The organism is Clostridium aciditolerans (assembly GCF_016316925.1).
Lineage (GTDB): Bacteria > Bacillota > Clostridia > Clostridiales > Clostridiaceae > Clostridium_AM > Clostridium_AM aciditolerans.
Map to the genome: position 1 here is coordinate 429,360 of NZ_JAEEGB010000005.1, position 14,245 is coordinate 443,604.

At 29.0% G+C, this 14,245-nt stretch carries 18 protein-coding genes; 5 read left to right on the top strand and 13 right to left on the bottom strand.

Annotation, left to right across the window (positions count from 1 at the left end; translation table 11 throughout):
• Positions 1-265: 265 nt before the first annotated feature.
• The 6 genes from I6U51_RS05680 to I6U51_RS05705 are packed head-to-tail and all read right to left on the bottom strand — an operon-like array spanning position 266 to position 5,009.
• Positions 266-1,663, bottom strand: a complete 1,398-nt coding sequence (locus I6U51_RS05680; protein ID WP_211141690.1) for a sensor histidine kinase — start codon at positions 1,661-1,663, stop codon at positions 266-268.
• 1 nt (position 1,664) lies between these two features.
• Positions 1,665-2,378, bottom strand: coding sequence for a response regulator transcription factor (locus I6U51_RS05685; RefSeq protein ID WP_246517086.1), 714 nt, complete (start codon positions 2,376-2,378; stop codon positions 1,665-1,667).
• Positions 2,379-2,429: 51 nt separating this feature from the next.
• The gene (locus I6U51_RS05690) at positions 2,430-3,149 is read right to left on the bottom strand and encodes an ABC transporter permease (RefSeq protein WP_211141691.1); all 720 of its coding nucleotides are present in this window, start codon (positions 3,147-3,149) and stop codon (positions 2,430-2,432) included.
• 12 nt (positions 3,150-3,161) lie between these two features.
• Entirely contained in the window at positions 3,162-3,908 is a 747-nt protein-coding gene (locus tag I6U51_RS05695) for an ABC transporter permease (RefSeq protein ID WP_211141692.1), read from the bottom strand.
• On the bottom strand, positions 3,902-4,813 hold the full coding sequence (locus I6U51_RS05700; RefSeq protein ID WP_211141693.1) for an ABC transporter ATP-binding protein: 912 nt from the start codon (positions 4,811-4,813) through the stop codon (positions 3,902-3,904). The genes I6U51_RS05695 and I6U51_RS05700 overlap by 7 nt, the downstream gene beginning before the upstream one ends.
• 22 nt (positions 4,814-4,835) lie before the next feature.
• Positions 4,836-5,009: a hypothetical protein gene (locus I6U51_RS05705; protein ID WP_211141694.1), complete on the bottom strand. Its 174-nt coding sequence runs from the start codon at positions 5,007-5,009 to the stop codon at positions 4,836-4,838.
• A 194-nt stretch (positions 5,010-5,203) separates the two neighbouring features.
• Here I6U51_RS05705 and I6U51_RS05710 point away from each other — a divergent pair, with 194 nt between their 5' ends.
• The gene (locus I6U51_RS05710) at positions 5,204-6,190 is read left to right on the top strand and encodes a GNAT family N-acetyltransferase (protein ID WP_211141695.1); all 987 of its coding nucleotides are present in this window, start codon (positions 5,204-5,206) and stop codon (positions 6,188-6,190) included.
• 154 nt (positions 6,191-6,344) lie between these two features.
• Here the strand turns inward: I6U51_RS05710 and I6U51_RS05715 are convergent, their stop codons facing one another.
• From I6U51_RS05715 to I6U51_RS05735, 5 genes are all read right to left on the bottom strand, one after another.
• On the bottom strand, positions 6,345-7,268 hold the full coding sequence (locus I6U51_RS05715) for a serine hydrolase domain-containing protein (RefSeq protein WP_211141696.1): 924 nt from the start codon (positions 7,266-7,268) through the stop codon (positions 6,345-6,347).
• 224 nt (positions 7,269-7,492) lie between these two features.
• Entirely contained in the window at positions 7,493-7,927 is a 435-nt protein-coding gene (gene dut, locus I6U51_RS05720; protein ID WP_211141697.1) for a dUTP diphosphatase, read from the bottom strand.
• A gap of 106 nt (positions 7,928-8,033) precedes the next feature.
• Positions 8,034-8,378: a thioredoxin family protein gene (locus I6U51_RS05725; RefSeq protein WP_425489750.1), complete on the bottom strand. Its 345-nt coding sequence runs from the start codon at positions 8,376-8,378 to the stop codon at positions 8,034-8,036.
• On the bottom strand, positions 8,378-9,187 hold the full coding sequence (locus I6U51_RS05730; RefSeq protein ID WP_211141699.1) for an ABC transporter permease: 810 nt from the start codon (positions 9,185-9,187) through the stop codon (positions 8,378-8,380). The genes I6U51_RS05725 and I6U51_RS05730 overlap by 1 nt, the downstream gene beginning before the upstream one ends.
• Positions 9,180-10,103: an ABC transporter ATP-binding protein gene (locus tag I6U51_RS05735; RefSeq protein WP_211141700.1), complete on the bottom strand. Its 924-nt coding sequence runs from the start codon at positions 10,101-10,103 to the stop codon at positions 9,180-9,182. The genes I6U51_RS05730 and I6U51_RS05735 overlap by 8 nt, the downstream gene beginning before the upstream one ends.
• Positions 10,104-10,363: 260 nt before the next feature.
• Here I6U51_RS05735 and I6U51_RS05740 point away from each other — a divergent pair, with 260 nt between their 5' ends.
• Positions 10,364-11,062 carry a cyclic nucleotide-binding domain-containing protein gene (locus tag I6U51_RS05740; protein ID WP_211141701.1) on the top strand — a complete coding sequence of 233 codons (699 nt, stop codon included), beginning with the start codon at positions 10,364-10,366 and terminating at the stop codon, positions 11,060-11,062.
• Between the two features lie 94 nt (positions 11,063-11,156).
• A complete protein-coding gene (locus I6U51_RS05745; protein ID WP_211141702.1) occupies positions 11,157-11,588 on the top strand; it encodes a DMT family transporter in 432 nt (143 codons plus the stop codon).
• A 13-nt stretch (positions 11,589-11,601) separates the two neighbouring features.
• Here the strand turns inward: I6U51_RS05745 and I6U51_RS05750 are convergent, their stop codons facing one another.
• Positions 11,602-11,730 carry a flavodoxin family protein gene (locus I6U51_RS05750; protein WP_211141703.1) on the bottom strand — a complete coding sequence of 43 codons (129 nt, stop codon included), beginning with the start codon at positions 11,728-11,730 and terminating at the stop codon, positions 11,602-11,604.
• A 118-nt stretch (positions 11,731-11,848) separates the two neighbouring features.
• Between I6U51_RS05750 and I6U51_RS05755 the strand changes: the two genes are divergently transcribed.
• A complete protein-coding gene (locus tag I6U51_RS05755; protein WP_211141704.1) occupies positions 11,849-12,025 on the top strand; it encodes a hypothetical protein in 177 nt (58 codons plus the stop codon).
• Between the two features lie 121 nt (positions 12,026-12,146).
• Here I6U51_RS05755 and murI read toward each other — a convergent pair whose 3' ends face one another.
• Positions 12,147-12,929 (bottom strand): glutamate racemase, encoded by a 783-nt coding sequence (gene murI, locus I6U51_RS05760; RefSeq protein WP_211141705.1) that lies wholly within the window; start codon positions 12,927-12,929, stop codon positions 12,147-12,149.
• 645 nt (positions 12,930-13,574) lie between these two features.
• Here murI and I6U51_RS05765 point away from each other — a divergent pair.
• The coding region (locus I6U51_RS05765) for a cell wall-binding repeat-containing protein (protein ID WP_211141706.1) at positions 13,575-14,245 on the top strand (671 nt) is incomplete at its 3' end.

A 14,245-nucleotide genomic window follows, 5' to 3' on the forward strand; every position in this document is an offset into this window, starting at 1 on the left:
TCCTATTCTTTATTATAATATTGTTCAAACGTTTTCATACACCATAATTTTATATAAATAAATCTAGAGTGTCAATATTATTATTGGGTTTTCTTTTTGTAAAGTTTTAAATATCAGCACTAAATTTAGTTTGATAATTTTTAAATATACTCACTTTACACTTATTATACAAAAAAATCATAGAAAATAGTTGCATAATAAATTAACAAAAAATACAACTGCCTGTAAGCATCCATTTAAGGCACCTACAGACAGCCCAATCCACTTATAATTTTATTACTATCTTTGTTCCTTCCGAAACCTTACTAAATATCTCTATTTCTCCATTATGAACTTCTATAATCTCTTTGCTTATAGCCATTCCAAGACCTGAACCCTTATGACTTTCACCTGTGTTTGTAGCTCTATAATATCTATGAAATAGAGATTTTAAATCTTCTTCCTTAATTCCATTTCCATTATCCTTAATTTCTATTATAACACTATTGTTTTTACTTATATTTATATCCACTACTGTATCCTTTGGATTATGAACTATTGCATTGAATAAAAAGTTGCATAAAGCCCTCTTTATATATTTTTTATCGCAGCATATGTATATTTCCTCAGAATCGTAATTAATATTAATATTAATATCAGAGTAAACTGGATTATTCAGAATATCAATTACTGTTTCTCGTGCAATATTAACTATATTTTCTCTTTCCAGCTTAAGTGGAATTACTTTATTTTTAAATTTATATATTAAGGAAAGATCATTAATCAATTCTTGAATATACTCTGTTTTATTTATAATAATTTCTCCATATCTTTTAACATCTTTATCTTCTAAATGATAATCATCACTTAGTAAAAGTTGAGCGTATCCATTAACTGATGCCAAGGGAGTTTTCAAATCATGAGCAATATTTGCAATCCACTCTTCCTTTAGCTTATCAATGCTTTTTCTTTCCTCCTCATTTTCTTCTAATTTCTTAGCCAATTTATTAATATTTTCATTTACCTCAGTATAAACTCCTATTTTTTTGATACTTTTAATCTTAAATTTCCCCTGTGATAAGATCTTAATATTGTCTATAATATCTACTATAGGTGTTGCAAGCTTTCTGCTAAATAAATACCCCATTAATATTGTCAAAGCAAAAGTTAAAATTATTAGTGAAAAATAAAACTTTATATTTTCTTCGCTAAAGACCAGTACACGCTGTGATATTTTTTCTATTGGAAATCCTAATATCATGCTGTATTTTTGTCCACTCTTATTAAATACCACTGTATGTATAGTAGAAGGTTTTGGCATTTTCCATCCATTAACAGTATAATCCACAAGTTCTCCCGCTAAATACTCTGTTGGTATCTCTTTGGGTTTGTTTACATTGTAAACCTCTCTATTAGAACTATCTAGAACTTGAAGCCAAATATTATTTTCTGTTAATACTTTTATATCACCTTCATTTAAATTAAAACTCTCAGGTCCATTTATTAATTTGTCTCTATACTTTTGTGAAAACTCAGTTGTACTAAATGTAAAATTATAAAAGTTCTTTGAAAAAGCCATCCCCTTATGAACACTCAGTATATTCACGGCAAAAAACACAAATTGTATTAAAAATAAAATAATTACATTCCAAAATAAAAATTGCATTGTCAATTTTCTTTTCATACTATTCAACCACCAACTTATACCCTAACCCTTTTAAAGTCCTTATATATTCTGGATTACTCGGGTCTTTCTCAATCTTTTCTCTTAGATGTCTTATATGCACCATTATGGTATTATCATAGCCATCATAATCAAACCCCCATACATTAGTGCATAAACTATTTTTGCTAAAAATTTTATTTGGATTTTTAGCTAAAAATAATAATAGTTGATATTCCTTGGCTGTTAAGGTTATTATCTCTTTCCCCTTTAGTACTTCTCCATTTTCTTCATTTATAGTAATATTTCCAAACTGCAATTTTTTCTTTTTCACTTCTATAGGTACATAGTTATTTCTTCTTAATTGTGCTTTTATCCTTAAAACAACTTCTTTTATATTAAAGGGTTTAGTAACATAGTCATCACCACCAGCTTCTAATCCGTTAAGCTTATCCTCATCTTCTCCTTTTGCTGTCAGAAATATTATAGGACAAAAAGAAAACTTTCTTATTTTATCACACACTATATAACCTTCAATGTCTGGCAAATTAACGTCAAGAACTATTAAATCTGGCTCTATTTCCTTTGCAGTTAATATACCATCTATTCCTGTAGCAGCTCTATAGATGTTATTAAACCCCTCTCTCCTTAAAACTTCCTCTAACAAACTTAATAATTGCTCTTCATCATCTACAAGTAATATTTTTTTATTTAACAATTCATCTTCTCTTATCAAAATAGACACCTCGCTATCAGCCAGTTTTTCTACATTATACCATATATAAACTTATATAATATCCCTTCTCCTAAAGTCATACATATCTAAGAAAAAAATAGATATAAATATAAAGGCACTTATAATAAGAATAGGCAATACTTCTGTTACTATACTAAGACCACCTTGTATTAAGGCTAAAGGATAAGCCCATGGAGCATATTTCCAATAGCTTGATTGAACTATTAACATTGATGAAAGAATAAATACCATTCCCACTCCTAGAGATAAAACAAATGAGTTAGATCTATTTGATAAAAAGAATAATATTGCTATAAAAGGTTGTAGAGCTATGAAGATAAATATTATGCTTAAAAACATTTCTACTGGAATAATTCCCTTAGCTCCAAGCAAATATGCCGTTATTGTATACTCTACTAAATATGCGGCTAAAGTTGCTGCTAAAACTAAGAGTACCACTAAATATTTTGTTAAATATATTTTTTCTCTTTTAACAGGCATAACTAAAAGCTGCTTCCAACCATTATTTAAGTTTTCTATCCTGCTCATCATTATTACCACGTACATTATTAGAATAGGTAAAATCGCTCCTACAAATATAGTGTCAGAACCTACTGCTAACCCCTCCCAAGGAGTAACTTGCGGTGTCTTTACCTTTATAAAGCTGTAGAATTTTATACCTAATAAAAGAACCAATGCTGGTGCCAAAATTGCCATTTGAAAAATCGAGAGCCTCTTTAACTTTAATAACTCACCTTTTAATAATTCCATACTGCCCTCCTATCAATAACTTTCTTTTTTATTAAAATATATCAATGTACTCAATAGTCCTATAATAATCAAAACTACTGACATTATAATTTGCAGTCTTAAGTTTGTTGGCGCTAATCCATCTGAAAAAGATGAGAAGGAATAAGGGTTATATTTGCTTAAAGTTTCTCCTCTATAAAATACCTGAGAAGAAACAATGGATAAAATAGCAGCTATCCATATTGATTTTAAGGTATTTTTATTTTTTATTGTAATAAATAAATGTATTGTCATTACTGATGCCACTGATATAAGCTGTATAAAAAACATTTTTACAAAATACATTCCATCAATAGCTTCTGGAAAATCCATGATTTTTCCTACTAGGATTAATGATAAGATATTTACAAGCAGCATAATTGTCATAAAACTTAAGCTTGCTATGAATTTTGATATGACAACTTTTTCCCTTGAAACAGGATGAGCTAAAGACAGTGTCCATCCATTATTTTTATATTCATTGTCAAACAAAGAAGAAATTATTATGGCTCCAAACAAAGGCAAATATTCCTTAAAGAAAACCATCTTTTGTTCTAACAATAGCATTTGCCAGGATGTAATGCCTTTTTGTACTGCAAGTGGGTAAAGATAACTTTCATACCTTATACCAAAATCAATTAGCAATAACATTGAAGTAAATACTGGTATAGCTATAATCATAAAAATTAGCATACTTCTCTTTTGTTTATATACATCATTGATTATTAATTCCCCTAACATACCTCTTCCTCCATTGTTAATGATAAAAATATATCCTCTAAGGACTTTTTATCTTCTGATAAGTAATTAACCTCAACTCCTGATAATACAAGTTCTTTACACAACTTTGATGCTGATAAGCCTTCGGCAGCAACACATAACTTACCTTTTTCTTCTTTTACTCTATATCCTCTCTTACGAAGCAGTTCTAAGGTACCTAGTCTATTTGAAACTCCTACAAGTATTTTTGAATTGTTGTTTCCTCTTAAGCTTTCTATAGTGCCTTGATATAAAAGCTCACCCTTTTTAATTATTCCAACCTCATCTGACATCAGCTCTATTTCACTTAAAATATGGCTTGATACTATTACTGTAATACCTTTTTTCCTCGGCAATGATTTAATCAGCTCTCTAATCTCTTGAATACCAGCAGGATCTAATCCATTAGTTGGTTCATCTAAGATTATTAATTTGGGATCTCCCATTAAAGCCTGTGCTATACCTAATCTCTGCTTCATACCTAAGGAAAATTCTTTTACCTTCTTATCCTTAACTTCAGATAACCCTACAAAGTCTAGTACTCTATCAATCTCTAACTTATTAAGCTTTAAAACCTTTCTAGTTATTTCTAGATTTTCATAAGCAGTTAAATGCCCATAATATGAAGGAGATTCAACTAAAGCACCAACATTTTTCAATATTTCCTCTCTCTGATCCTCTATGCTTTTGCCAAAAACCTTTACCTCACCAGAAGTTGGTTTAATTAATCCTAATAACATTCTTATAGTAGTAGATTTACCTGCTCCATTTGGTCCTAAAAATCCATAAATACTTCCTGCTTTAACCTTTAAGTCTATATTCTTTACTGCTTTAAAATCCTTAAAAATTTTTGCTAATTTCTTAGTTTCTACAATATAATTATCCATAATGTTCTACCTCTCACTCTTATTATTTAGCTTTTGCTTCCTTAGCGTTAAATTCACTTGAAGCAAAATATAAAATATACATTAATACCCCTGATCTATATAAACCATCTAAATTAATTCCTGTAAATCTACCTATTGTAGATATTGCTGTACCCATTAATATTACTATTATTAAAGCTTTAAATAATTTTTTCATTTTCATTTCTCCTCTCAACTACCTTATGTATTTATAATAACTAAGGTAGTTTAAGTTATTATTCAGCCAACCTTAATTCTAGCTTAATTTTATATATATCCTTGTAGTATAAAAACACTATTATGTATATTAATTATAAAAATGTTATAATTAATATTATTTTTAAAAAATAATATAACGTGGGGGTAATACCAATGTACAAAATTTATAAAATTGATCCTATTAATTTGACAGATAAGGAAGCTGGAAATCTATATTTAATCAATAAGAATATAGTAAAAAAGTACAACCTCTTAGGTCTGTTTAAGGATATTAATAGTTATAAAGATTTATTTTTATCAACCTTTAATGAAATTGATAACGAGTTATTTGTACTTAAAAAAGATTCTTTAATATGTGGAATATTGAATTGCATTAAATCTGCTGATTGGAGTGGAAAAGAACAATATAAATTAAGTGTATCTTTATGTGATTCAATAATTGATGAATCTATGCTTAAATCTATAGATGAATTAGTTCAAGAAAAGCTAAATAGACATGGCGAACTTGCAGTAGTTACATATAATAACGAATTGGAAAAACTAGTAAAAAAACATACTAGCAAGGTAAACTTAAAGGCTAACTACTATACTTTGAAAAAAGAAGACATAGATATAGACCTAATTAATAAATCTATAAAAGAATTTGAAGCAAGAAATGCCGATCTTTCTATTAAATATACTAATATTATTTCAGATGAGCATATTCAGCAATACTGTGATTTATTTATGGAAACTATGGAAGATATGACAGATGTAAATGAGGATGGTTATGTACCATTTGTTATAACTCCTGAAAAACAAAGACAAATCAATAGTTCTAATAAAGAAAATAATATTACTCATCATTGTTATATGATTTTTAACTCAAACAATGAAATGATCGCTAAATCAAATGTACGTGTAAGCAATAACAACCCCCGTTTCCCTTATCAATTTATGATTGGAGTTAAAAGGCAATATAGAGGCAGAAGTTTAGGAAAATGGCTTTATGCATCTATGTATAAAAGATTATTTGAAAGTGTTGATTTTGAAAAAGTACTTGTATGTCATCATCCTGAAAATAAACCAGCTATCAATATTAGCGAATGGATTGGATATAAATTCAACTATTTAGAGACTATACATATTTTATATAAATAAAACTATGAAAGTACACAATCATGAAAAAGCTTAAAAGCCAATGCTTAATAATACTAAGCATTGGCTTAAAATTTCAAGCAGACATAACCTCGCTCTCAAAGTAAATAGTGACCCGATATTTATTTAATAACTTTTCTCTTCTACAATTTTTAAATTATAATTTATCAACTATTGTACTCCATGTTAATTCTAAAACTCCTGTCATATTTGATTGCTCATTTGAAACATACGTAATAACTGCATTTTTCTCTGGCAATATTACTACATATTGTCCATACAATCCATCCATTCGATAGGAATTAGGATATGAATTCATCCATATTTGATAACCATATCCTTGTTTATGATCCATGGTTGCAAAATACTCATTGAATTTAGATGTATCAATTTGGGATTTAGTAGCCTGTTCAATATAAGCCTCCGGTATAAGCTGTTTTTCATTCCATAGGCCGCCATTAAGTAGTAGTTGTCCAAATTTAGATAATTCTCGTGCTGTTAAGTATAGTCCTGAACATCCAAGAGATATACCATTTACATCGGAATCCCACTGCGGCTCAGGTATTCCTAGCGGCTTAAAAATACGAGGCATTAGATATGCTTTCAAACTACATCCAGTTGTAATACTGATAACTTTTGAAAGCATATATGTTGCAGCATTATTATATACAAAATGTGTACCTGGTTCAAAAATAATAGGCTCCTCAAAGAAAAGCTTACTAATATCATCAAAGGACTTATTTTCCTCTATCGCTTTTTCCAAAGGGCATCTTACATGTCCTGTACTCATGCAAAGCAAATCATGAATGGTCATTTTCTTCAAGTTATCATTTACCTGTATAATATCATCTACAAAGTAATCTACAACTTTGTCATTTAAGCTAAAATATCCTTCACTTTCTGCAATACCGATCCCAATAGATGTAAATGTCTTGCTTACAGACCATAAAAGAGTTGGTTTTGCTTCTTCAAAGTTATGTTCAGCAATTATATCTCCGTCCTTTCTTACAACAACACTAAGGACGTGAAGATTTTGAATTTTAACTGATTCAATTAAATCATCTAATATATCGCTTTTCATTTTCTATTCTCCTCTCAATATCCTCTAATATAATTAATTTGCAATTCCCTTTACTAATAAAATTATAACTTTATCTCTCCTAATTTATCCAGTTCACAAATAACTCTGTACCAAAGTTATCTATATTTTGCATTGCAAAATTCAAAATAAAAAAAGGTACTTTATATATCATCCAAATGTATAATATAAAAGTACCCTTTATATTTAAACGATAGAAGTTAACCTTATCTAACCCCTGTAGAACCAAAGCCACCTTCTCCTCTTGTTGTATCTGTAAGTTCTTCTATTTCCTTTATAGTAACTGTGAACACAGGTTTAACAACCATTTGTGCAATCTTCATGCCTTTTTCTACATGAAATTCCTGCTTACCATGGTTTATTAATATAATACCTATTTCACCTCTATAGCCTTCATCTATTGTTCCAGGTGTATTTAACACTGTTATTTGATTTTTTAAGGCTAGTCCACTTCTTGGTCTTATCTGAGCTTCTGTTCCCTTAGGAAGTTCTATCTGTATTCCTGTTTTAATAAGCTTAGATTCCCCAGGTAATATCATTAGGTCATCAACTGAAAATAAATCTAATCCAGCGTCTCCTGCATGAGCATACTCTGGCATCTTAGCTTCCCCATTTATTCTTTTAACTTTTAATTCAATCATGTTTGACTCTCCATTCTATAATGTTTTAATCTATTGCAGCATTTGCTTAAAATATTATAACACAACATCCTCGCCGTTTATTATATTCACATACAATTTTATCTTCTTATATAAGGCTATAATACCTTTCAATTTTTTCTTTCAGCTCCATAATACTAATAAACCTTGCCTCCCTTATAATTTCTTTCTCATCTATAAACATAAGAATACAAGGTAAAGTAAATACGCTAAAAGTTCCAGCAACTGCTGGAAGACTATCAATTTCTATTTTTGCAAATTTAGCTTTAGGATATTGTTTAAGCAGCTCTTGTATCTTTGGAAAAAGATCAACGCAAACACTGCAGCTATTTGACGAAAAATAAAGCATAGATATTCTATTATCTTTTATAAATTTTTTAATTTCTTCTACTGAATTTAATATTTCCATAAATTTATCCTCACTAAAATTTATTAAATTAAAATATCTCTCTTTTTAAAAATGCTTATACTTAAAATATAAAATAATACTCCATATATTAATATAATTATTAAAGCCATTAATATATTTTCCATTCCAGAATCAGAAGTTATTAAATTATAAGCATTAAAATAATTATTGATCAAATAGGGAGAAATTTTATAAAACATTTCGTTAATCACCATAAGGGTAATAAGTATTCCCATACCCGTACTTATTACAGCCCCTTCATTTGATAGCATAACTGAAAATAATAGTATAATCATTCCAAAAGAAAGCAAAGGTAACACCGAAAATACATAAATGGACAGTGTAAATAATATACCATAGCTTGGCGGTAGTACTATACTCTTTAATAAAAACTTATCCCCCCACCCCAAAACAACTATTCCTAATATATAACCTAATACTGCAGTAAAAAGTAGTAATATTATAATTGCAACAGCTAAGGCACATACCTTTGATAATAACAGTTGTCTACGAGAAATCTGCCTTAAGAGAGGTAATTTCAAGGAACCCTCTGCGTATTCTCCAGTAACTATATCAGCAACTAATATAATCACCATAATAGGTAATGCAAAACTAATAATACCATCCAATAATGTAATAGGAAATGATTGACCATTAATTTGCATAGGAGAAATTCCTTGATTTGCATTTAAATTACTAGAACCAAAAGCCTTATTTGTTATAGAGGTACTTATTGCCATGATTAGAACTAATAAAAATAATATAACCATAAATATGTATATCTTTTTGCGGGATAATACCTTATAAACTTCATTAACTATAATATTACTCAATTTGTTTTCCTCCTGTAAGCTCTATAAAGAATGCTTCTAAAGATTGGCTTTGTGGAATCAAATACTCAACATCTATATCATTTGCTATTAAATACCGATTTAACTCAGAACTAAAGCCTTTCTCCATTTTTAACCTTACACACTTTTGCTTTTTTTCAAAATGTTTAACATAATTGAGGCTCTGAACTATACTAATCATCTTATCGCAAGAAGTCGTATGAACATCAATAACCTCCAAATCACGATTAAGCATATCTGCAACCTTTCCCTGAGTTAATAATTCTCCCCCATGTAGAATAGCTACTTTATTGCAAATTTGCTCTACCTCATAAAGTAAGTGTGTAGATATAAAAAAAGTTATATTATTTTTATAAGCTAAGTTGCATATCATATCTCTTATTTCCTTCATCCCCTGTGGGTCAAGTCCATTAGTTGGCTCATCCAGTATTACAAGCTTAGGATCATTTAGCAAGGCATTAGCAATGCCTAATCGCTGCCTCATACCCAGTGAATATGTCTTTACCTTATCATCAGCTCTATTTAACATACCAACCATCTCTAAAACTTCATCTACTTTTCCTTCAGGTATATCTGGTATTAAATTTGCCATAAGTTCAAGATTTTTACGCCCAGATAAATAAGAATGAAATTTGGGCACCTCAACAATAGCTCCAACCTTCTCTATGGCCTTATGAAATTCTTTTTTCAAATCATATTTATTCAATCTTATAGTACCATTGTCTGGATGTATAAGGTTTAGAAGCATACGAATAGTAGTAGTTTTTCCTGAACCGTTTTGTCCTAAAAAGCCATATATGTCTCCCTCTTCAACAGTCAAATTGATATTATTAATAACTTTCCTTTTTCCAAAGGATTTGCTTAAATTCTCAACTTCTATAATATTATTTTGACTCATCCTTTGCACCTCATATTTAAACTATTTCTTATTGTCCTTACAGGTTTTATATTACCCGTTTGGATATAAATATACAAATAATAATTTTTTATTAACGAATAATATATGCATATATAATAAGTCTAATATGACATATGTCCTTTTTTTATTCCAATCGCTCATTTATACTAATTATGTTAGATAATTTTATTGTTTTAAAATACACAATATCTTAAAATATGTACCAATATACATCATAATACTTAAAGATGGAGGCAATAATGAAGCGAATTAACAATTTAAATATGCTTCTTTCCTATATAGAAAAATATAATTTAAATTCTATATTTGAAAAAGATATGATTCAATATATGGAACTTTTTAGCTTTAGCAAAGGTGAATTAGTTTGTTCCAAAAGTAGTGAAATGAAGTATATGTACTTTCTTGTAAAAGGTAAACTTAAGGTATATACATTACATGATAATGGCAAATCCATACTACTCAGGTTCAATAAACCTCTAAATATACTAGGCGATATTGAGTTTTTAACAGATTTTAAAATTCAGTGTAATGTAGAATCTGTTAATGAATCTATAATTATAGGCATAAAAACAAATGCTCTTTTAAGTCATGCATATAATGACTCTAAATTTTTGAGATTTATAATAAAGAATCTCAGCCAAAAGCTATATGCCGTTTCAAACTCAGCTTCAATAAACCTTTTATACCCTCTTGAAAGTAGACTAGCTAGCTATCTTTTATCAGTAAGCGTTGACGAAAATAATTCTACTAACATCAGTGAGATTAAGACTTCAAAATTCACTGATCTAGCTACTTTACTTGGTACCAGTTATAGACATCTATATAGAATTATTAATGATTTTATCTCTAAAGATATTATAGAAAAAAAAGGCAGCGTAATTGTTATAAAAGATATAAATAAATTAAAAGAGCTATCTGGTGGTAACATGTATGAATAATCACATACCCTATAAAACAATGCTTATACAAATTAATTATTTGGACTACATCTGTATTAAATAAACATAAATCTAATGTTTAAAGGAGGTATTTATGATTGGAGCAATTCTTTCGATGCTAGCTGGAATTTTAATAGGTATACAAGGAATTTTTAATACACGTTTAAGTGACAAAATAGGATTATGGGAAACAACGGCTGTTGTACATGCTGTTGGACTTCTTTTTTCTTTGTTAGTAATAACCTTTTTTGCTAAAGGCAATATTAGCAGAATAGGTGAGGTAAACAAGATATATTTATTCGGAGGCGTCTTTGGTGTTATTATAGTTTTCTGTGTTATGAAAGGAATATCTATGCTAGGTCCAACATTATCTGTATCATTGGTTATAATTAGTCAATTACTAATTTGTACACTAATTGATACCTTTGGATGGTTTGGAGTAACTCAAGTTAGATTTGATTTTACTAAGGTAGCAGGGTTATTTTTAATGATAATTGGTTTAGTTGTATTTAAATTAAAAGGTTAGGAAGAAGGTATACTTAGCCTTCTTCTATATTGCGAAAAGAAGGTTTTAGCTCTAATAAATCCGCATTAATAGCTTTTGCAATACTTTGAGCAATATACCTTGTGTTTCCCTCAAAGGAATAAAATACAACTAGCTTTTTCATTATAAAGTTCACCTCTTAAAACATATATTTTACTTAATTACACAATCTAAATTTATCTATAGATACCCAATCTAGATGCTTGACTAATGCTGGTAATGCTATAGGAGATGGTAAATGTATGATAAATGAGGATTTATTAGATATTGTTAAAGTACAAGAAACTCACAGTCAAAATGAAGTAAATAATTTACTCAACCAAGGCTGGAAACTCCTCAATGTTTACACAGGTAGTTTTTCTTATGATGCTAGCGATCAAATCAATATGTATGTATTAGGAAAGCCTAATGATAGATAAGATATAAAAATTAAAGGATGGCAATTTGCCCTCCTTTAATATATAGCATAAGAAATATGAGTCATAAAATTTTATATTTTAATCTTAAATCATATTAAGTAATGTTCTATGGTAGTGAATTTTATACGTCAATATCATCTAATCTTTTAAATAATTTACTGTATTTATCTAATTTAGCTTTATCCTCAACCTTGTATCCTGAATTATAGAAAATAATATTGCCGTTACCTTCATTTAAAGAGTTTGTTTCTTCTAAAATTCTTTTTAGATTCTTTACAGTACCAATGTTTCCATCAATTATATTAGTATGTGATGGAAGTAATTTTCTAAACATATCCTTATAGAAAGAAAAATGAGTACACCCTAAAACAACAGTTTCGTACTTATTTAAGTCATATTTAAATAACTGCTCTTGAAGATAAGGTAATACTATTTGTTCATTGAACTCAAAACTTTCCGAGAATTGAACCAATCCTGGAAGTGGTAATAAATCAACAATATGTTCATTATCTAATTTAGTAATAAGATTTTGTAGTTTTTCTTCTTTTAAAGTCAAAGCAGTAGCAGTTACCAGAACTCGTTTATTTACATCGTTATTTTTTTCAACAGCAGGTTTTACAGCAGGTTCCATGCCTATTATCGGAATACTATATTTAGACCTCAGATCTTCGATTGCCACACTTGTGGCAGTATTACAAGCAATGACTATTGCCTTAACTCGCTGCTCAATAATGAACTCTATAGCATTAAAAATATGTTTTTTAACTTCATCTTTCGGTTTTGGTCCATATGGAACATTTAATGTATCTGCGTAATATATATAATCTTCATGAGGTAACATTTTTAACGCATCATGCAATACAGTAATACCTCCGATACCAGAATCAAAAAAACCTATTTGCATTTTTATTCCTCCAATAAATAAGATCTATATGTAAATTTAACATACATATAGTTTTATTATACCATAATAACATAGCTTGTTGTTTCACATAATTTGCTACGAATACGTGTCTATACTTCACTATTTCTCTGTTAACCTCTATAAAGGACTTAAAATCCTATGTTAATTTAAAAAGCAACCCATAGCTTTAATATTTTATCACTTTGATAATTTTTATCACTTTGATAAAATAGTTAATTATCACTTTGATAAAAACAAATTATACTATTTTTTGATAAATACTAACTTTAATCTTTTTATTTTAACAAAGATAACTTCTCATTATGATAAACTTCTCAACATATTTCCACGCAGAATAGCCCTTTACCCTATTGGCATGAAAAATGCTTAATAGAATATATGTAAGTACTTAAAACCATTTTTAATCCCCATAAAATTTAACAATCAAACCCTAAAGAAATAGCACAGCAATAAGCTGCGCTATTTCTTTTTGCCCCTTAACTTTTGTTCTTCATATGATTTTCTATGAAAAAAAATTATATATTGCTTATACCTATATAAATTAAATAGTTCTATCGTACTTAAATAATAGACAAGTTTTTAAAATCAATGTAACAACTTGTATACTAATTAAGGAGGCAATCAATGTTAAATACGAAGAAATACCTATCGCTAACTTGTTCTTTTTTTATTGCACTATCATTAATGCCATCAAAAGTATCCGCTGCGGCTTCAACTGTGAGACTAGCCGGTGTTGACAGATACGGAACTTCCGTAAAAATATCTCATGATAGCTGGAGTCAATCAGATTATGTAGTATTAGTTTCTGGAGAAAACTTTCCTGATGGACTTAGCGCTGCACCTTTAGCTAAAAAATATAATGCTCCGATTTTGCTAACAGAAAAAGAAAACTTAAATAATGAAATACTACAAGAAATAAAGCGTCTACAAACAAAAAATGTTTTTATAATTGGTGGTCCAGGGGTAATATCTAAAAATGTTGAAGATACGCTTACCTCTCTTAACATATCCTGTACTAGATTATATGGACAAGATCGATATGAAACTAGTATTAAGGTAGCTGAAGTTGTTGGCTCAAAGAATGGAGCATTTATTTGTTCTGGAGAAAACTTTCCTGATGCGTTGTCAGCAGCATCTATAGCTGCTTCGAAGCAAATGCCTATACTGTTTTCTACTTCAAAATTTCTTCCATCTAATGTTAAGGAGTACATAAATGTTAATAATATAAGTAATTTCTATGTAATCGGAGGAACAGGAGCTATAAGCGATGACGCTGTTAATATACTTGAAAATGT

What these genes read in the sequence shown, in the direction of transcription:
- I6U51_RS05715 (WP_211141696.1), bottom strand. Translation starts at nt 7,268, where the DNA reads ATGAAAAGCGATATATTAGATGATTTAATTGAATCAGTTAAAATTCAA.
- I6U51_RS05700 (WP_211141693.1), bottom strand. Translation starts at nt 4,813, where the DNA reads ATGGATAATTATATTGTAGAAACTAAGAAATTAGCAAAAATTTTTAAG.
- I6U51_RS05680 (WP_211141690.1), bottom strand. Translation starts at nt 1,663, where the DNA reads ATGAAAAGAAAATTGACAATGCAATTTTTATTTTGGAATGTAATTATT.
- I6U51_RS05710 (WP_211141695.1), top strand. Translation starts at nt 5,204, where the DNA reads ATGTACAAAATTTATAAAATTGATCCTATTAATTTGACAGATAAGGAA.
- I6U51_RS05740 (WP_211141701.1), top strand. Translation starts at nt 10,364, where the DNA reads ATGAAGCGAATTAACAATTTAAATATGCTTCTTTCCTATATAGAAAAA.
- I6U51_RS05745 (WP_211141702.1), top strand. Translation starts at nt 11,157, where the DNA reads ATGATTGGAGCAATTCTTTCGATGCTAGCTGGAATTTTAATAGGTATA.
- I6U51_RS05735 (WP_211141700.1), bottom strand. Translation starts at nt 10,103, where the DNA reads ATGAGTCAAAATAATATTATAGAAGTTGAGAATTTAAGCAAATCCTTT.
- I6U51_RS05705 (WP_211141694.1), bottom strand. Translation starts at nt 5,009, where the DNA reads ATGAAAAAATTATTTAAAGCTTTAATAATAGTAATATTAATGGGTACA.
- I6U51_RS05755 (WP_211141704.1), top strand. Translation starts at nt 11,849, where the DNA reads ATGATAAATGAGGATTTATTAGATATTGTTAAAGTACAAGAAACTCAC.
- I6U51_RS05695 (WP_211141692.1), bottom strand. Translation starts at nt 3,908, where the DNA reads ATGTTAGGGGAATTAATAATCAATGATGTATATAAACAAAAGAGAAGT.
- dut (WP_211141697.1), bottom strand. Translation starts at nt 7,927, where the DNA reads ATGATTGAATTAAAAGTTAAAAGAATAAATGGGGAAGCTAAGATGCCA.
- murI (WP_211141705.1), bottom strand. Translation starts at nt 12,929, where the DNA reads ATGCAAATAGGTTTTTTTGATTCTGGTATCGGAGGTATTACTGTATTG.
- I6U51_RS05750 (WP_211141703.1), bottom strand. Translation starts at nt 11,730, where the DNA reads ATGAAAAAGCTAGTTGTATTTTATTCCTTTGAGGGAAACACAAGGTAT.
- I6U51_RS05690 (WP_211141691.1), bottom strand. Translation starts at nt 3,149, where the DNA reads ATGGAATTATTAAAAGGTGAGTTATTAAAGTTAAAGAGGCTCTCGATT.